The sequence below is a fragment of the Nitratireductor soli genome (assembly GCF_001050155.1).
Taxonomy (GTDB): Bacteria; Pseudomonadota; Alphaproteobacteria; order Rhizobiales; family Rhizobiaceae; genus Nitratireductor; species Nitratireductor soli.
The window spans coordinates 103,541-120,247 of the sequence record NZ_LFVY01000001.1 but is presented as its reverse complement, the minus strand read 5'-3'; the positions used below and the strand labels follow the sequence as shown (position 1 = coordinate 120,247).

Genomic DNA, 16,707 nt, shown 5'->3' with positions numbered 1-16,707 from the left:
AATGCAAAAAACAAAGAGATAGAGCGGGCCGCCATGCGCCGGCCCGCTCTCGCACTTCCCCGCGCGATGCTGTAGACGATTGGCGCAAAGATAAGAAAGACGATCATCGCCATGAAATTTCTCGATCAGGCCAAGGTGTACATCCGCTCCGGCGACGGCGGCGCCGGTGCGGTTTCGTTCCGCCGCGAGAAATTCATCGAGTTCGGCGGGCCGGACGGCGGCGATGGCGGGCGCGGCGGCGATGTCTGGGTGGAGGCCGTCGACGGGCTCAACACGCTGATCGACTATCGCTACCAGCAGCATTTCAAGGCCGATACCGGCACGCACGGCATGGGCCGCACCCGCACCGGCGCCAAGGGTGCGGACAAGGTGCTGAAGGTACCGGTCGGCACGCAGGTTTTCGAGGAAGACAACGAGACGCTGATCTGTGACCTGACCGAAATCGGCCAGCGCTTTCGCATCGCCTCCGGCGGCAATGGCGGGTTCGGCAACCAGCATTTCAAGTCCTCGACCAACCGCGCCCCGCGCCGCGCCAATCCCGGCCTGCCCGGCGAGGAAGCCTGGATCTGGCTGCGCCTGAAGCTGATCGCCGATTCCGGCGTGGTCGGCCTGCCCAATGCCGGCAAGTCGACCTTCCTGGCGGCGGTGACGGCGGCCAAGCCGAAGATCGCCGACTATCCCTTCACCACGCTGCATCCCAATCTCGGCGTCGTGCGCGTCGATGCGCGCGAATTCGTCATGGCCGACATTCCGGGCCTGATCGAAGGGGCGCATCTGGGCGTCGGCATCGGCGACCGGTTCCTCGGCCATGTCGAGCGGACGCGGGTGCTTCTGCATCTGGTATCGGCCCGCGAGGACGACCCGGCCGTGGCCTATGAGACCGTGCGCGCCGAGCTCGCCGCCTATGGCCACGGACTGGTGGAGAAGGATGAGGTCCTGGCGCTGAGCCAGGTCGATCTGCTCGATGAAGAGACGCGCGCCGAGAAGCAGGCGGCACTGGCCAAGGCCGCCGGCCGCCAGCCGCTGCTGCTCTCGTCGGCCACCGGCGAAGGCGTGCAAGACGTGCTGCGCGCCCTGATGCGTGTCATCGAGGATGAGCGCCGCGAGGAGCAGGCCAAAGAGACGATCGACGAGCGCTGGCAGAAATAGGCTTCCCATGTCCCATCCCCTGTTCGCCTCGCATCGTCGCATCACCGTAAAGATCGGTTCCGCCCTTCTGGTCGACCGCAAGACCGGCCTGAAGCGCGCCTGGCTTGCCGCCCTTGCCGACGACATCGCCGCGTTGCGCGCCAAGGGCGTCGAGGTGCTGGTGGTCTCGTCCGGCGCCATCGCGCTCGGCCGCACCATTTTGGGCATCGAGCGGCGCACGCTGCGCCTCGAGGAAAGCCAGGCCGCCGCATCGGTCGGGCAGATCGCCCTTGCCGGCGCCTGGGACGAGGAGCTGCGCCGGCGCGACCTCAAATCCGGCCAGGTTCTGGTGACGCTCGGCGACACAGAGGAGCGCCGCCGCTATCTCAACGTGCGCGCCACCATCTCCACCCTGCTGAAGATGGACGTCGTCCCGGTCATCAACGAGAACGACACGGTGGCCACCAGCGAAATCCGCTATGGCGACAATGACCGCCTGGCCGCCCGCATCGCCACCATGCTCGGCGCCGACCTGCTCGTTCTCCTGTCGGATGTCGATGGTCTCTACACGGCCCCGCCGGCCAGCAATCCCGACGCCCGCCTCATTCCCGTCGTCGAGGCCATCACGCCGGAGATTGAGGCGATGGCCGGCGCTGCGGCCTCCGAACTGTCGCGCGGCGGCATGCGCACCAAGCTCGACGCCGGCCGCATCGCCACCGCCGCCGGCACGGCGATGATCATCGCCTCGGGCACCAGGCTCAACCCGCTGGCCGCCATCGACCAGGGCGCCCACGCCACGCTGTTTCAGCCAAGCAAGACGCCGGTGCGCGCCTACAAGACGTGGATCGCCGGCCAGTTGGAACCGGCCGGCACGATCAGCGTCGACGACGGCGCAGTGCGGGCGCTGGCCGCTGGGAAATCGCTGCTGCCGGCCGGCGTGAAGCGGGTAACGGGCAATTTCGCCCGCGGCGACACGGTGGCGATCCTCGGGCCGGACGGCCGCGAGGCGGCACGCGGGCTGGTTGCCTACGATGCGGCCGATGCCGTAAGAATTGCCGGGTTGAAGACTGGCGACATCGCCGCTGTGCTCGGCTACGAGGCGCGCGCGGCGATGGTCCATCGCGACGACCTGGTGCTGACGCCCGCGGCGCGCCAGGCCCAGGCAGAAGGGGCGGAGGGATAAATGTTGACGATCACCCGGCAGGACGGCACCGATATCGCCGCGCTGATGAACGATCTTGGCCGGCGCGCGCGCGCCGCCGCCGGGCCGTTGTCCATCGCCACCGCCGCGCAGAAGGACGCCGCCCTGTCGGCCATGGCCGATGCGCTTCTGGCAAACCAGAACGCCATCCTCGCCGCCAATGAGCGCGACATGGACAATGGCAGGCAGGCAGGCCTTTCGGCCGCCCTTCTCGACCGCCTGAAGCTCGATCCGGCACGCATCGCCGCCATGGCGGATGGCATCCGCGCCATCGCCGCGCTCGACGATCCGGTCGGCGACATTCTCGCCGCATGGGACAGGCCCAACGGCCTGCGCATCGAGCGCGTCCGCACGCCGCTCGGCGTCATCGGCGTCATCTATGAAAGCCGGCCGAATGTCACCGCCGATGCCGGCGCCCTGTGTCTCAAGGCCGGCAACGCCGTCATCCTGCGCGGCGGCTCGGATTCGGCGCAATCGTCGGCCGCCATCCATGCCTGCCTGGTCGAGGGGCTCGAGAAAGCCGGCCTGCCGGCCGACGCCATCCAGCGCGTTCCGGTGACCGACCGCGCCGCGGTCGGCGAAATGCTGAAGGGGCTTTCCGGCAATCTCGACGTCATCGTGCCGCGCGGCGGGCGCAGCCTGGTCGAGCGTGTGCAGAACGATGCGCGGGTGCCGGTCTTCGCCCATCTGGAAGGCATCTGCCATCTTTATCTCGACCGCTCCGCCGACCTGGACATGGCGGTGGCGATCGCCGTCAACGCCAAGATGCGCCGCACCGGCATCTGCGGCGCGGCCGAAACCCTGCTGGTCGACCGCGCGGCGGCCGACCGCCTGCTGGCGCCGGTGCTCGACGCGCTCGCCGGGGCCGGCTGCGAAATCCGCGGCGATGCGGAGGTTTGCGCCCGCTTCACGGGCGCCGGGCCTGCAACGGAAGAGGATTGGCGCACCGAATATCTCGACGCGATCATTTCGGTGAAACTGGTCGACGGCGTCTCCGGGGCGATCAGCCACATCGAAACCTGGTCGTCGCACCACACGGAGGCCATCGTCGCCGAGGACGCGGCGGCGGTCGAGCGCTTCTTCAACGAGATCGATTCGGCCATCCTGCTGCACAATGCCTCGACGCAGTTCGCCGATGGCGGCGAGTTCGGCATGGGCGCCGAGATCGGCATCGCCACCGGCAAGATGCACGCGCGCGGGCCGGTCGGCGTCGAACAGCTCACCTCGTTCAAATATCGCGTCCGCGGCACCGGCCAGACCCGGCCGTGAGACAGCGTATCCTTTGATGTCGAACGCATTCGCGCCCCCCGCCGTGCCCGCGCGCTATCTGCGCATGCCCCATGCGGAAAAGGGCATGGCGGTCGGCCTGTTCGGCGGGTCGTTCAACCCGCCGCATGGCGGCCATGCGCTGGTGGCCGAGATCGCCCTGCGGCGGCTCAAGCTCGATCAATTGTGGTGGATCGTCACGCCCGGCAATCCACTGAAGAGCAGCCGGGAGCTGATGCCTCTGGCGCGCCGCCTGACGCTTTCGCGGGAATGCGCCGAGGATCCGCGCATCAAGGTCACCGCGTTCGAGGCCGGGCACCGCATCCGCTATACCGCCGACACGATCAGGTTGGTGCGCAGCCGCAACCGCGGCGTCGATTTCGTCTGGATCATGGGAGCCGACAGCCTGCGCGACTTCCACCGCTGGGAGCGTTGGCAGGAGATCGCCCGATCGATCCCGATCGCCGTCATCGACCGCCCCGGCGACACCCTGGCATTCCTCTCCTCGACCATGACCAAGACCTTCGATCACGCACGCATCGACGAGGATGACGCGCCGATCCTGGCGCGCCGCAAGCCGCCAGCCTGGACCTTCATACACGGGCCACGCTCCTCCCTCTCGTCAACGGCAATCCGCAATGCTTCCGAAGGCGGCGCATGACACGCGCGGAGCTGACCCAAACATGTGATCGGCCTGCGTCTTGAAACTGTTAGGAGACTCTGCCTATCTAACAAGTACTATGCAGCGACAACTGCATGGTGAGCTTGTTCTTATTGGAAAGGAAAGACACTGAGAACAGCACTGACGAAGAAGGCTGCCATCATGCCTTCGCCGGCGGGCGCCAGCAAAAACCTGGTCTCCCAAGCCGTTGAAACAGCCATCGCGAGTCTCGAGGACTCCAAGGCGGAAAACATCGTCTCCATCGACATCCAGGGTAAGTCCCCCCTTGCCGACCACATGATCGTGGCGTCGGGCCGGTCGCATCGCCATGTCGCGGCGGTTGCCGATCACCTGATCCGTGCGCTCAAGGAGGCCGGCCTCGGCGCGGCGCGCGTCGAAGGGCTCTCGGGCGCCGACTGGGTGTTGATCGATTCGGGCGACATCATCGTCCATGTCTTCCGCCCCGAGGTCAGGGAGTTCTACAACATCGAGAAGATGTGGCAGGCCCCCGATCTGGAGGATGAAACGGTTCACTGACCCGCCCTAGAGCATTTTGCGGTCAGGTGGGACCACCTGACGTCCGCATAAATGCGGAAAAACAAAGAAATAGACCGGTTCAACGTTTCCATGAAACGCTGAACCGGTCTGGCGGTCAGGATGCTGAACCGTCTCCGCCCGTGCGGGCAGCGAGGCAGGAATGCGTATAGGAATCTGCGCCGTGGGCCGGATGAAAGCCGGCCCCGAGAGGGATTTGGCGGATCGCTATTTCGATCGGTTCGCCAAAAGCGGGCCGGCCGTCGGCCTTGAGTTCTCGGGCGTCGGCGAACTTGCCGAGAGCCGTGCCAAGAGCACGGATGAGCGCCGACGCGAGGAAAGCCGCAAGATCGCCGACATGCAGGCGGAGGGCGCGGCCCTGTTCCTGCTCGACGAGCGTGGCCGCAATCTGACTTCGGAAGATTTCAGCCGGGAGCTGGCCGATCTGCGCGACCAGGGACGCCGCCACCTGACAATCGTCATTGGCGGGCCGGACGGCCACGATCCCCTGTTCAGGAAAACCGCCGAGCGGACCATCGCCTTCGGCGCCCAGACCTGGCCGCATCAGATGGTGCGCGTCATGCTCGCCGAGCAGCTCTACCGCGCCGCGACGATCCTCTCCGGGCACCCCTATCACCGGGCGTGACGTCAACCCGCGCCATCATGTCGCCTGACATCTGCCCGGATGCATTGACATCAGGCAGAATGCAACCATAAATTGCATATCCTGCCTTTGATGGTTGATGTTTCCTTAACGAAGCATTGCGTAGTCTGCTGTGATAAGGATTCCCCCGCCGATGAGGTTTCCTCGCAGAATGAGCATGGCAGATTACGGATGAGAATGGTGCCCGCACCGCGCATGCACGGTTCGATCCACGGCCCGAGGTTGCGGGCGGTGGCGCTCGCCGCGCTCATCTCGTTCGCCCTGTTCTCCCCGTCACCGGCCCAGGACGGCATCGGCGTTCTCGAAACCCGGCACGACAAGTCCCAGGCCGAGTACCAGGACATCAGCCGCGAGATCGTCCTGACCGAAAAGCGGCTGGCCGAGATCGACGCTGAGATCATTGCCATCAAGGACGACAACGCCGCCCTGACGGCCGCGCTGATCCAGGCGGCCAAGACCGAGCGCAAGCTGAGCGAGGACATCGACGCGATTTCCCTGCGCCTGACCAGCCTGCGCCGCGAGGAGGGCTATCTGCACGAATCGCTGCAGGCCCGGCGCGGCGTCCTGGCCGAGGTGCTGGGCGCTCTCCAGCGCATGGGTCTCAATCCGCCACCGGCGATCCTGGTGCGCCCCGAGGACGCGCTCGCCTCCGTGCGCAGCGCCATCCTGCTCGGCGCCGTGGTACCGGAATTGCGCAGCGAGACGGAGACCCTGCTGGGCGATTTGAAGGACCTCTCCCGCATCGTCACATCGATCGAAACAGAACGCGACAAACTGCAGAAGACCGTCGCCGACCAGGTGGAGGAAAAGAAGCGCCTGAGCCTGCTTCTCGATGAAAAGAAGCGCCTGCAGGCGGAAGCCGAGGAGCGCATGGCCGGCGAGCGCGGGCAGGCCGAGGCGCTGGCCGCGCGCGCCGGCAGCCTGCAGGAGCTGATCGCTTCCCTGGAAACCGACATCACCTCGCTGCGCGAGGCAGAGGAAGAGCGCCGCCGCCGCGCCAGTGAGCCGGCTTCGCCCGAGCACCGGCTCGGTGCGGCCTCGGCGTTCGGCAAGCGCGTGGGCGGTATTGCGTTGCCGGTTGCAGGCCAGTTCGCCGCGCGCTACGGCGATGACGACGACACCGGCGCCCGGCTCAAAGGCGACATTGTAAGGACACAATCCGGCGCAATCGTAACCGCACCTGCGGGGGCGACGGTGCTCTATGCTGGAGCCTTCCGCTCATACGGTCAGCTATTGATACTGAATGCCGGCGACGGTTATCATATCGTGCTTGCGGGAATGCAGAAGGTGAGCGTATCGCTTGGACATTCCGTATTGGCGGGCGAACCGATTGGACTGATGGGCGACACCCGCCTTGCCAGCATTGCCGGACCGGCGAGCGAGACCGCCGCGCCGGAACTCTATGTGGAATTCAGGAAGAACGGGAAGCCGATCGATCCAAATCCCTGGTGGGCGCCGGGACACTCTGGAAGGACAGGAAATGAAACGTAACTTGTCGCTATTGTTTGCCGGCGCTCTCATGGGTGCGTCTGCGGTCACGCTTGTGCATGGGACCAACGGCTTTTCGGCAAACGCCGCCGGCTCCGAGACTTATCGTCAGCTCGCCATCTTCGGCGATATTTTCGAGCGCGTCCGCGCCCAGTATGTCACGCCGCCCGACGACCAGAAACTCGTCGAGAGCGCCATCAACGGCATGCTGACCTCGCTCGATCCGCATTCGTCCTATCTGAACGCGGAAGCCGCCAAGGACATGCGGGTGCAGACCAAGGGCGAGTTCGGCGGGCTCGGCATCGAAGTGACGATGGAAAACGAGCTGGTCAAGGTCGTCGCCCCCATCGACGACACGCCCGCCGCCCGCGCCGGTGTCCTGTCCGGCGACCTGATTGCCAAGATCGACGGCGAGGAAGTACGCGGCATGTCGCTCAACGACGCCGTGGAGAAGATGCGCGGCCTGGTCAACACACCGATCGAGCTGACCGTCCTGCGCGAAGGCGCCGACAAGCCAATCGAAATCACCATCGTCCGCGACATCATCAAGGTGAAGGCGGTCAAGTACCGCGTCGAGGAGGATGTCGGCTACCTGAAGATCACCTCCTTCACCGAGAAGACCTTCGACGACCTCATCAACGCCATCGATTCGATCAGCAACGACGTGCCCGACGACAAGTTGAAGGGCTATGTGCTCGATCTGCGCCTGAACCCGGGCGGTCTTCTCGACCAGGCGGTCAACGTTTCGGACGCCTTCCTTGACCGTGGCGAGATCGTCTCGACGCGCGGTCGCGAGGCCAACGACATCGCCCGCTTCGATTCGCGTCCCGGCGACGTGATCAACGGCAAGCCGGTGATCGTGCTGATCAACGGCGGTTCGGCCAGCGCTTCGGAGATCGTCGCCGGCGCGCTGCAGGACCATCGCCGCGCCACCGTGCTTGGCACCCAGTCCTTCGGCAAGGGCTCCGTCCAGACGATCATTCCGCTCGGCGAGAGCGGCGCGCTGCGGCTGACCACGGCGCTCTACTACACGCCGTCGGGCGAATCGATCCAGGGCAAGGGCATCACGCCCGACATCAAGGTCGACCAGCCGCTTCCCGAGGAACTCCAGGGCCGCGACCTGCGCCGTGGCGAATCCGACCTGCGCGGCCACATCAAGGGCGAGGAAGAAAACGACGAGGGCTCCGGCTCCATCGCCTATGTCCCGCCGGAAGCCAAGGACGACATGCAGCTCATCGCCGCCCTCGAGCTGCTGCGCGGTCAGAAAACCGACCCTGCCTTCCCGCCAAATCCTGACAAGGCGGTCATGAACCAGTAAGAGTGATGCGCCGCCGGTTTTTTACCGGCGGCGACATCGCGGCGACACAGCACCACTTCAGATTGGTGATCCCCGCGATCGTCTCGGGTTGGACCGTCAAGGGTGGGTAAAATTTCAGGCAACAAGGACATAGATCGGCCGCTGGGGCGCGATGCGAAGCCTGCCAAGGCGCGGCGCGGCGGCTTTCTGAGCGCCGAGCGTGTCCTGATCGCCCTGGCGGCCATTGCCATCCTCGGCACATCGACGGCCGTGTCCCTGCGCGACCGGCCGTTTCGCGAATCGCTGCCCGTCGTCGTGTCCGAACCCGCCGAAGCCCCGGCAATCGACACCGCCAACCAATCCACGCCACAGCCCGGTCCGGCGAACCAGCCGGCAGGCGCGCCAAACGCCTCCATTGTCCGCGTCGATCCGGACGAGGCCGACAATGGCGACAGCGTCATCGTCATCCGCGATCCATCGGCCATCGGCCAGCACCCGCGCCTGGCGCATCTGCCCGACCGCGCGCTGATCGAAGAGTCGGAATCGGGTCCCCTGCCCGTGCGCGAACCCGGCAGCCGGCGTCCCTTCGATGCCTATGCGCGCGCCTGGTCCGGCACGCGCGGCGCGCGCATCGCCATCATCATCGGCGGGCTCGGCCTGTCGCAGACGACGACCCAGCGTGCGATCGACGATTTGCGCCCCGAGATAACCCTGGCCTTCGCCCCGGGCGGCAACAGCCTGTCGCGCTGGATGCAGGAGGCGCGACGCGCCGGTCACGAGGTGATTCTCCAGGTGCCGATGGAGCCCTTCGGCTATCCGAACGAGAATCCCGGCCGCAACACGCTGACCGTCGACACCGATGCCGACCAGAACCTGCAGCGGTTGCGTTGGGCGCTGTCGCGCATCACCAACTACACCGGCGTCATGAACTATATGGGCGCCCGCTTCACCGCCGACGAAGAACTGATGATGCCGGTGATGTCCGAGATCGGCGCGCGCGGCCTGATGTATGTCGATGACGGCACCTCGGCGCGCAGCGTCGCCCAGGCGCTGGCGCTGCAAAAGGGCGTGCCCTTCGCCGCCGCCGATGCGTTGATCGACCCGACCGGCGACCGGCGCGCGCCGGCAACCGGCGAAATCCTCAAGAAGCTGGACGAGCTGGAGCGTATTGCCCGCGCCAGGGGATATGCCGTGGGCACGGGTTCCGCCTTCGACGAGACGATCGACACGGTGGCCGGCTGGGCACGCGAGGTCACCGCGCGCGGCATAGAACTGGTGCCGGTCTCGGCTGTCGCCGTCGATCCGGAAGCCAGATGAAATGAAGGCAGCGACATGACGAAGACCACCGCCACCGACCTTCCCTACCGCCCCTGCGTCGGCATCATGGTGTTGAATGGCGACGGCCTCGCCTGGGCCGGCCGGCGCATCGTCCAGCAAGGCACGGACGAGTTATCCGGCGCCACGCGGCTGTGGCAGATGCCGCAGGGCGGCATCGACAAGGGCGAGGAACCGCGCAAGGCGGCCTATCGCGAGCTGTATGAAGAGACCGGCATCAAGTCGGTCTCGCTGCTGGCGGAGACGCCGGACTGGATCACCTACGACCTGCCGGAGCATCTGGTCGGCATCGCCCTGAAGGGAAAATACCGCGGCCAGAAGCAAAAATGGTTCGCCTTCCGCTTCGAGGGCGCCGATTCCGAGATCGCCATCAACCCGCCGCCCGGCGGCCACGAGGCGGAATTCGATCAATGGGCCTGGAAGCCGATGGCTGAACTGCCCGAGCTGATCGTCCCGTTCAAGCGCCCCGTCTACAACAGCGTCATCGCCGCGTTCCGCCATCTGGCGCCGTAAGCAGCTCTGAACCGTACACGAGACTATGCCCGCGCGCCACGGGTGCGCCACCGCACCGTTCCGGCATGGATCCTCGGGTCGGAGCCCGAGGATGACGAATTGCACGAGGGCTTGTGTCAATCGCCACGGCTGACGGTCGGCATCGTTCCTTCCCACCCGCTCGTCATCCTCGGGCTCCGACCCGAGGATCCATGCCTGACCGCCAAAACCCCGCGCCGGTCGGGAGTTCCGTGCGGACAAGCGGCGCGGCGAGCCGCATAGTGTCGTGTAGAGAGCCTGAAAACAAAAAAAGCCGGACACAAGGCCCGGCTTCTTCCATGGTGCATGCAGAGCCTTCAGGCGGGAAGGATCGCGCCTTCCAGCGTGGTGAGCTGGGCGAGGAATTCCTCGGCTTTGGTGCGGGACTCCTGATCCTTGGCGTCGGCGACGTCCTCGCGCGCTTCCTGGACGCGGCGCGCCAGGTCCTCGCGGTTGATCTCGTCCACATGGACGGCCGATTCGGCCAGCACGGTGCAGCCTTCCGGCAGGATGTCGGCAAACCCGCCGAACACCACATAGCGCTCGGCTCCGCCGCCCGCCGTATTCACGGTGACGACGCCCGGCTTGATGTTGGTCATGGTCGGCGCGTGATTGGCCATCACGGTCATCTCGCCCTCGGTGCCGGGGATGACGACCGATTCGACCTCCTGCGAAACCAGGAGCCGCTCGGGCGAGACCAGATCGAATTTGAAGCTGTCGGCCATGCTAATTTAGCGAATAGCGAATAGCGAATAGCGAATAGCGAATAGAGCTTCGCAATCTGCCGCTTCCGCAATCCCTATTCGCTACTCCCTATTCACTACTCGCTCTGGATCAGGCCGCTTCCGCCGCCAGCTTCTGTGCCTTCTCGACGGCCTGCTCGATTGTGCCGACCATGTAGAAGGCGGCTTCCGGCAGGTGATCGTACTCGCCGTCGCACAGGCCCTTGAACGAACGGATCGTGTCTTCCAGGTCGACGAACAGGCCCGGCGAGCCGGTGAAGACCTCGGCGACGAAGAAGGGCTGCGACAGGAAGCGCTCGATCTTGCGGGCGCGGGCAACCGTCAGCTTGTCCTCTTCGGAAAGCTCGTCCATGCCGAGAATGGCGATGATGTCCTGCAGCGACTTGTAGCGCTGGAGGATTTCCTGCACCTGGCGGGCAACACGGTAGTGCTCCTCGCCGACGATGGTCGGGTCGAGCATGCGCGAGGTGGAATCGAGCGGATCGACGGCCGGATAGATGCCCTTTTCCGAAATGGCGCGGTTAAGCACCGTCGTCGCGTCCAGATGGGCGAACGAGGCGGCCGGCGCCGGATCGGTCAGATCGTCGGCGGGCACGTAGATGGCCTGCACTGAGGTGATCGAGCCCTTGGTGGTCGTCGTGATGCGCTCCTGCAGGGCGCCCATGTCGGTGGCCAGCGTCGGCTGATAGCCCACGGCCGAGGGAATGCGGCCAAGCAGCGCCGACACTTCCGAACCCGCCTGGGTGAAGCGGAAGATGTTGTCGACGAAGAACAGCACGTCCTGGCCCTGGTCGCGGAAATGCTCGGCGACCGTCAGGCCGGTCAGCGCGACGCGGGCGCGGGCGCCGGGCGGCTCGTTCATCTGGCCGAACACGAGGGCGCATTTTGAGCCCTCGGTCGAACCGTTGTTCTTGGCCGGGTCCTTGTTCACGCCGGACTCGATCATCTCGTGGTAGAGATCGTTGCCCTCGCGTGTGCGCTCGCCGACGCCGGCGAACACCGAGTAACCGCCATGCGCCTTGGCGACGTTGTTGATCAGTTCCTGGATGAGAACCGTCTTGCCGACACCGGCGCCGCCGAACAGGCCGATCTTGCCGCCCTTGGCGTAAGGCGCGAGCAGGTCGACGACCTTGATGCCGGTGACGAGGATCTCGGCTTCCGTCGACTGCTCCACATATTCGGGAGCCGGCTGGTGGATGGCGCGCGTGCCGTCGCCCTTGACCGGGCCGGCTTCGTCGATCGCTTCTCCGACCACGTTCATGATGCGGCCGAGCGTGGCGTCGCCGACCGGAACGGCGATCGGGATGCCCGTGTCGCGCACTTCCATGCCGCGCACCAGGCCTTCGGTCGAGTCCATGGCGATGCAGCGCACGGTGTTTTCACCCAGATGCTGCGCCACTTCGAGCACCAGGCGGTTGCCCTGGTTCTCGGTCTCGAGCGCGTTCAGGATCGCCGGCAGGACGTCTTCGAACTGCACGTCGACGACGGCGCCGATCACCTGGCGGATCGCGCCGCGGCCGCCCGTCACAGCCTTGCGCGGAGCCGCGCTGCTGCTGGTGGAAGCCGCCTTGGCTGCGGCCGGCTTACGCGCCGGAGCCGCGCGCTTGGCGGCGGGCGCTTTGGCGGCGGGCGCCGGGGCCTTCTTCGGGGTCGCTGCTTTGGCCATTTTCTAAAACCTCTTCGGTCCGTTAGTGCAATTCCGGGGAAGTTGGAAACCGGTTTTCCGCCGGAATTGCGAGTACAAAGGTTAGAGCGCTTCCGCGCCCGAAATGATTTCGATCAGTTCCTTGGTGATCTGCGCCTGGCGCTGGCGGTTGTAGGTGATCGACAGTTTGTCGATCATCTCGCCCGCATTGCGCGTCGCGCTGTCCATCGCGGTCATCTTGGCGCCCATCTCACCGGCTGCGTTCTCCAGGAGCGCGCGGAAGATCTGCACGGCGATGTTGCGCGGGATCAGATCGGCCAGGATCGCGGCGGCCTCCGGCTCGTACTCATAGGCCGCGTCCGAAGCCTGAACGGCCTCGTCGCCCGCCGGCACCGCGGCCGGAATGATCTGCTGCGCCGTCGGCACCTGCGACATCACCGACTGGAACTCAGAGTAGAACAGCGTGCAGACGTCGAACTCGCCCTTGTCGAACAGGCCGATCACCTGGCGGGCGATGCCATGCGCGTTGTCGAAGCCGACCTTCTTGACCTCGCGCAGGTCGACGCGGTCGATGATGTGCTTGCCATAGTCGCGGCGCAGCACGTCATAGCCCTTCTTGCCGACGCACAGCACCTTGACCGTCTTGCCATTGGCCAGCAGCGAGCGGATGTGCTCGCGCGCCAGCTTGGCGATCTGGCTGTTGAAGCCGCCGCAAAGCCCGCGTTCGGCCGTGCAGACGACCAGGAGATGCGTCTCGTCCTTGCCGGTGCCGGCCATCAGCGGCGGAGCGTCGCTGCCCGACACCGCATTGGCGATGTTGGCCAGGACCGCCCCCATCCGTTCGGAATAGGGGCGCGCGGCCTCGGCCGCCTCCTGGGCGCGCTTCAGCTTCGCCGCGGCGACCATCTGCATCGCCTTGGTGATCTTCTGCGTCGCCTTGACCGAGGCGATCCGGTTGCGAAGGTCCTTGAGGGAAGCCATCTATTCTCAGCCTCAGGCGAAATTCTTGGCGAATGCGTCGATCTGGCCCTTGAGCTTGGCGCGCAGATCGTCCGAAAGCGCCTTCTCCTTGCGGATCGCGCCGAGCACATCCTTGCCCTCGGCGCGCATATGCGCCAGCAGGCCCTGCTCGAAGCGGGTCACATCCTTCAGCGCCAGCTTGTCGAGATAGCCATTGACGCCGGCGAAGATGACGGCGACCTGCTCCTCGGTCTTGAGCGGCGAGAACTGCGGCTGCTTGAGCAGCTCCGTCAGGCGCGCGCCGCGGTTCAGCAGGCGCTGCGTCGACGCATCGAGATCCGAGCCGAACTGCGCGAAGGCGGCCATTTCGCGATACTGCGCGAGCTCGCCCTTGATCGAGCCGGCAACCTGCTTCATCGCCTTGACCTGGGCGGCCGAGCCGACGCGCGACACCGACAGGCCGACGTTCACGGCCGGACGGATGCCCTGGAAGAACAGATTGGTCTCGAGGAAGATCTGGCCGTCGGTGATCGAGATCACGTTGGTCGGGATGTAGGCCGACACGTCGTTGGCCTGCGTCTCGATGACCGGCAGGGCCGTCAGCGAACCGGCGCCGAGGCTGTCGTTCATCTTGGCGGCGCGCTCGAGCAGGCGCGAATGCAGGTAGAACACGTCGCCCGGATAGGCTTCGCGGCCGGGCGGACGGCGCAGCAGCAGCGACATCTGGCGATAGGCGACGGCCTGCTTGGACAGATCGTCATAGGCGATCACGGCGTGCTTGCCATTGTCGCGGAAATACTCGCCCATGGCGCAGGCGGCAAACGGCGCGATGAACTGCATCGGCGCCGCGTCGGAAGCCGTGGCGGCGACGATGATCGAATATTCGAGCGCGCCGCGCTCTTCGAGCACCTTCACCAGCTGGGCGACGGTGGAGCGCTTCTGGCCGACGGCGACGTAGACGCAATAGAGCTTCTGGCTCTCGTCGTCGCCGTCGTTGAGCGGCTTCTGGTTGAGGAAGGTGTCGAGAATGATGGCGGTCTTGCCGGTCTGGCGGTCGCCGATGACCAATTCGCGCTGGCCGCGGCCGATCGGGATCAGCGCATCGATGGCCTTCAGGCCGGTCGACATCGGCTCATGCACCGACTTGCGCGGGATGATGCCGGGCGCCTTGACGTCGACGCGGCGGCGCTCCTTGGACTTGATCGGGCCCTTGCCGTCGATCGGGTTGCCGAGAGCGTCGACCACGCGGCCGAGCAGCTCGGGACCGACCGGCACGTCGACGATGGCGCCCGTGCGCTTGACCGTGTCGCCTTCCTTGATGTCGCGGTCGTTACCGAAGATCACGACGCCGACATTGTCGACTTCGAGGTTCAGCGCCATGCCGCGAATGCCGCCGGGGAACTCGACCATCTCGCCGGCCTGGACATTGTCCAGACCATAGATGCGGGCGATGCCGTCGCCCACCGAGAGCACCTGGCCAACTTCTGAAACTTCGGCTTCCTTGCCGAAATTCTTGATCTGATCCTTCAGAATTGCGGAAATTTCCGCTGCGCGGATGTCCATCAGCCGACCTCTTTCAGTGCAAGCTTGAGCGAATTGAGTTTGGTTTTGAGCGATGTGTCGATCTGGCGCGAGCCCATCTTGACCACCAGCCCGCCGAGAATGGAGGGATCAACGGTGATGTTGATCGAAACGTCCTTGCCGGCCACCTCTTTGAGGGAGGCCTTCAGTTCTTTTTCCTGCGCCGCGCTGAGCGCATGCGCCGAAGTCACGTCCGCGGTCGTCTCGCCGCGCTCCGCGGCGGCGATCTGTCGAAACCCGCGAATCATCTGGGGCACGGCGAACAGGCGGCGGTTCTTTGCCACGACGCGCAGGAAGTTACCGACCAGGCCGGTGATTCCCGCTTTGTCGAGCACGGCGCTGATCGCCTTGAATTGATCGTCGGCGGAGAAGACGGGGCTCTTGATCAGGCGCTGCAGATCGGCGCTGTCGGAAAGAAGTTTCTCGAACCGACCGAGATCGGCCTCAACGGTGGAAATCGACTTGGCGTCGCGCGCGAGTTCGAAAAGCGAACCGGCGTATCGCCCTGCCATTCCGGAGATCATCGAGCCAGATTGTGCCACGGAATCGTCTTCTCTCACGCCTTGGCGGCCACAAGATTTTAGGCAGGAGTCCAAGACTCGGGCTAAATCTTTGACCTGATTGATATTTTCCCCTCACAAAAAGACACCGGGCGCGCCCTTTTGCTGAAAGCCGATTGCCGTCTAGCACAGGCTTCCAAGACTCGCAACACGCAGAGACGCGGCCAAAGGCGCGGTTTTGTCGCATGTCTGACCCATTCGCCCGCAGTCAGGGAACAAATCCGAGAACGAAGGCCAGCGACAGGGCTGAAAGCGCCAGCGAAAGAGCCAGGAAAACCCAGCTGTAAAGTGCCCGCGCGCCATCCGAAAGCATCGAGATGATGCAGCCGAAAGCGGCGACGCCCCAGGCAGCGCCCAGCGCCAGATAAATGAAGGGCTGCGCCAAGAGCATCGCCGTCAGGCCCAACCCGACATGGAAGCCGCCGATGACGGCGCGCGGCGCCGCCAGCACCTCCGTCCGTTCGCTCGCCGCCTGCAGCCGGAACAGGCGCAGCGCCAGCCTGGGCATGAACATGGCGAACAGGCCGAACGCGATGGTCGCCGCCGCCGCCGTCCAGGCCAGCCATTCGCCGGAGCTCGTCGGCCAAGGAAATGCAAATTCCATCATGTCCCCCATTTGTTGATGTCGCGACGCGTTTCCTTCTATCGGCCCGCCGATCACGGGAAAAGACAGAAATGGGCCGCTATCCCGCTTTCGCGGCCTCCGCTGACAAGAGATCGCCGCGATGGACGACATGCAGCTTGTTGCCGTCCGGATCGCGCAAGTATGCGCCGTAATAGCCCTTGCCATATCGCGACCGGGGTCCGGGCGCGCCCTCATCCGCGCCACCGGCCGCCACGCCGGCTGCGTGGGCTCTGTCCACCATGTGCGGCGAGCCGGCGGTGAACGCCACCATGCCACCATTGCCGGCGCTGGCCGGTTCACCGTCAAACGGCTGATAGACATAGAAGCGTGGCAGTGATCGACCGGGCAGGACCCAGCAAAGCGAGGGTGGACCGCCGTCCGGCGTGACAGGCCGCCGCACCAATCCGAGCGACAGGAGAACAGCGTCATAAAAGGCCGCGGACTGCTCCAGGTCTCGCGATCCGACGGTCACATGGCTGAACATGGCG

At 65.4% G+C, this 16,707-nt stretch carries 17 protein-coding genes; 10 read left to right on the top strand and 7 right to left on the bottom strand.

What is annotated here, in order from left to right; translation table 11 throughout:
• Positions 1–111: 111 nt before the first annotated feature.
• From obgE to AB843_RS00540, 10 genes are all read left to right on the top strand, one after another.
• A complete protein-coding gene (gene obgE / locus AB843_RS00585) occupies positions 112–1,149 on the top strand; it encodes a GTPase ObgE (RefSeq protein WP_048644843.1) in 1,038 nt (345 codons plus the stop codon).
• Positions 1,150–1,156: 7 nt separating this feature from the next.
• Positions 1,157–2,311, top strand: a complete 1,155-nt coding sequence (proB, locus tag AB843_RS00580; protein WP_048644842.1) for a glutamate 5-kinase — start codon at positions 1,157–1,159, stop codon at positions 2,309–2,311.
• On the top strand, positions 2,312–3,598 hold the full coding sequence (locus AB843_RS00575) for a glutamate-5-semialdehyde dehydrogenase (protein WP_048644841.1): 1,287 nt from the start codon (positions 2,312–2,314) through the stop codon (positions 3,596–3,598). It begins immediately after the preceding gene.
• A gap of 64 nt (positions 3,599–3,662) precedes the next feature.
• Positions 3,663–4,256, top strand: a complete 594-nt coding sequence (locus AB843_RS00570; RefSeq protein ID WP_048645168.1) for a nicotinate-nucleotide adenylyltransferase — start codon at positions 3,663–3,665, stop codon at positions 4,254–4,256.
• Positions 4,257–4,418: 162 nt separating this feature from the next.
• On the top strand, positions 4,419–4,793 hold the full coding sequence (gene rsfS / locus AB843_RS00565) for a ribosome silencing factor (protein ID WP_048644840.1): 375 nt from the start codon (positions 4,419–4,421) through the stop codon (positions 4,791–4,793).
• A 160-nt stretch (positions 4,794–4,953) separates the two neighbouring features.
• Positions 4,954–5,436, top strand: coding sequence for a 23S rRNA (pseudouridine(1915)-N(3))-methyltransferase RlmH (gene rlmH, locus AB843_RS00560; RefSeq protein ID WP_048644839.1), 483 nt, complete (start codon positions 4,954–4,956; stop codon positions 5,434–5,436).
• 189 nt (positions 5,437–5,625) lie between these two features.
• Positions 5,626–6,945, top strand: coding sequence for a murein hydrolase activator EnvC family protein (locus AB843_RS00555; protein ID WP_425286786.1), 1,320 nt, complete (start codon positions 5,626–5,628; stop codon positions 6,943–6,945).
• Positions 6,935–8,260, top strand: coding sequence for a S41 family peptidase (locus tag AB843_RS00550; RefSeq protein WP_048644838.1), 1,326 nt, complete (start codon positions 6,935–6,937; stop codon positions 8,258–8,260). The genes AB843_RS00555 and AB843_RS00550 overlap by 11 nt, the downstream gene beginning before the upstream one ends.
• Before the next feature lie 102 nt (positions 8,261–8,362).
• The gene (locus tag AB843_RS00545; protein ID WP_048644837.1) at positions 8,363–9,556 is read left to right on the top strand and encodes a divergent polysaccharide deacetylase family protein; all 1,194 of its coding nucleotides are present in this window, start codon (positions 8,363–8,365) and stop codon (positions 9,554–9,556) included.
• 15 nt (positions 9,557–9,571) lie between these two features.
• Entirely contained in the window at positions 9,572–10,087 is a 516-nt protein-coding gene (locus tag AB843_RS00540; protein WP_048644836.1) for an RNA pyrophosphohydrolase, read from the top strand.
• Between the two features lie 335 nt (positions 10,088–10,422).
• On the opposite strand, the gene AB843_RS00535 is transcribed toward AB843_RS00540, so the two are convergent.
• From AB843_RS00535 to AB843_RS00505, 7 genes are all read right to left on the bottom strand, one after another.
• Complete coding sequence (locus AB843_RS00535) at positions 10,423–10,830, bottom strand: F0F1 ATP synthase subunit epsilon (protein ID WP_048644835.1); 408 nt, start codon at positions 10,828–10,830, stop codon at positions 10,423–10,425.
• 109 nt (positions 10,831–10,939) lie between these two features.
• Positions 10,940–12,514: a F0F1 ATP synthase subunit beta gene (gene atpD / locus AB843_RS00530; RefSeq protein WP_048644834.1), complete on the bottom strand. Its 1,575-nt coding sequence runs from the start codon at positions 12,512–12,514 to the stop codon at positions 10,940–10,942.
• Between the two features lie 81 nt (positions 12,515–12,595).
• Positions 12,596–13,474, bottom strand: coding sequence for a F0F1 ATP synthase subunit gamma (locus AB843_RS00525; protein WP_048644833.1), 879 nt, complete (start codon positions 13,472–13,474; stop codon positions 12,596–12,598).
• 12 nt (positions 13,475–13,486) lie between these two features.
• Complete coding sequence (gene atpA, locus AB843_RS00520) at positions 13,487–15,016, bottom strand: F0F1 ATP synthase subunit alpha (protein ID WP_048644832.1); 1,530 nt, start codon at positions 15,014–15,016, stop codon at positions 13,487–13,489.
• Positions 15,016–15,558, bottom strand: a complete 543-nt coding sequence (locus AB843_RS00515; RefSeq protein WP_425286789.1) for a F0F1 ATP synthase subunit delta — start codon at positions 15,556–15,558, stop codon at positions 15,016–15,018. Before AB843_RS00515 ends, atpA begins: the two co-directional genes overlap by 1 nt.
• A 244-nt stretch (positions 15,559–15,802) precedes the next feature.
• Positions 15,803–16,198, bottom strand: coding sequence for an AGROH133_08824 family phage infection protein (locus AB843_RS00510; protein ID WP_048645166.1), 396 nt, complete (start codon positions 16,196–16,198; stop codon positions 15,803–15,805).
• A gap of 79 nt (positions 16,199–16,277) precedes the next feature.
• Positions 16,278–16,703, bottom strand: a complete 426-nt coding sequence (locus tag AB843_RS00505) for a VOC family protein (RefSeq protein WP_048644830.1) — start codon at positions 16,701–16,703, stop codon at positions 16,278–16,280.
• Between the last annotated feature and the right edge of the window lie 4 nt (positions 16,704–16,707).

Excerpts from the sequence above, each read along its gene's own strand:
- AB843_RS00525 (WP_048644833.1), bottom strand. The coding sequence starts at position 13,474 with ATGGCTTCCCTCAAGGACCTTCGCAACCGGATCGCCTCGGTCAAGGCG.
- AB843_RS00535 (WP_048644835.1), bottom strand. The coding sequence starts at position 10,830 with ATGGCCGACAGCTTCAAATTCGATCTGGTCTCGCCCGAGCGGCTCCTG.
- AB843_RS00575 (WP_048644841.1), top strand. The coding sequence starts at position 2,312 with ATGTTGACGATCACCCGGCAGGACGGCACCGATATCGCCGCGCTGATG.
- AB843_RS00540 (WP_048644836.1), top strand. The coding sequence starts at position 9,572 with ATGACGAAGACCACCGCCACCGACCTTCCCTACCGCCCCTGCGTCGGC.
- rsfS (WP_048644840.1), top strand. The coding sequence starts at position 4,419 with ATGCCTTCGCCGGCGGGCGCCAGCAAAAACCTGGTCTCCCAAGCCGTT.
- AB843_RS00555 (WP_425286786.1), top strand. The coding sequence starts at position 5,626 with ATGAGAATGGTGCCCGCACCGCGCATGCACGGTTCGATCCACGGCCCG.
- proB (WP_048644842.1), top strand. The coding sequence starts at position 1,157 with ATGTCCCATCCCCTGTTCGCCTCGCATCGTCGCATCACCGTAAAGATC.
- AB843_RS00510 (WP_048645166.1), bottom strand. The coding sequence starts at position 16,198 with ATGGAATTTGCATTTCCTTGGCCGACGAGCTCCGGCGAATGGCTGGCC.
- AB843_RS00505 (WP_048644830.1), bottom strand. The coding sequence starts at position 16,703 with ATGTTCAGCCATGTGACCGTCGGATCGCGAGACCTGGAGCAGTCCGCG.
- AB843_RS00550 (WP_048644838.1), top strand. The coding sequence starts at position 6,935 with ATGAAACGTAACTTGTCGCTATTGTTTGCCGGCGCTCTCATGGGTGCG.
- atpD (WP_048644834.1), bottom strand. The coding sequence starts at position 12,514 with ATGGCCAAAGCAGCGACCCCGAAGAAGGCCCCGGCGCCCGCCGCCAAA.
- rlmH (WP_048644839.1), top strand. The coding sequence starts at position 4,954 with ATGCGTATAGGAATCTGCGCCGTGGGCCGGATGAAAGCCGGCCCCGAG.
- AB843_RS00515 (WP_425286789.1), bottom strand. The coding sequence starts at position 15,558 with ATGATCTCCGGAATGGCAGGGCGATACGCCGGTTCGCTTTTCGAACTC.
- obgE (WP_048644843.1), top strand. The coding sequence starts at position 112 with ATGAAATTTCTCGATCAGGCCAAGGTGTACATCCGCTCCGGCGACGGC.
- atpA (WP_048644832.1), bottom strand. The coding sequence starts at position 15,016 with ATGGACATCCGCGCAGCGGAAATTTCCGCAATTCTGAAGGATCAGATC.
- AB843_RS00570 (WP_048645168.1), top strand. The coding sequence starts at position 3,663 with ATGCCCCATGCGGAAAAGGGCATGGCGGTCGGCCTGTTCGGCGGGTCG.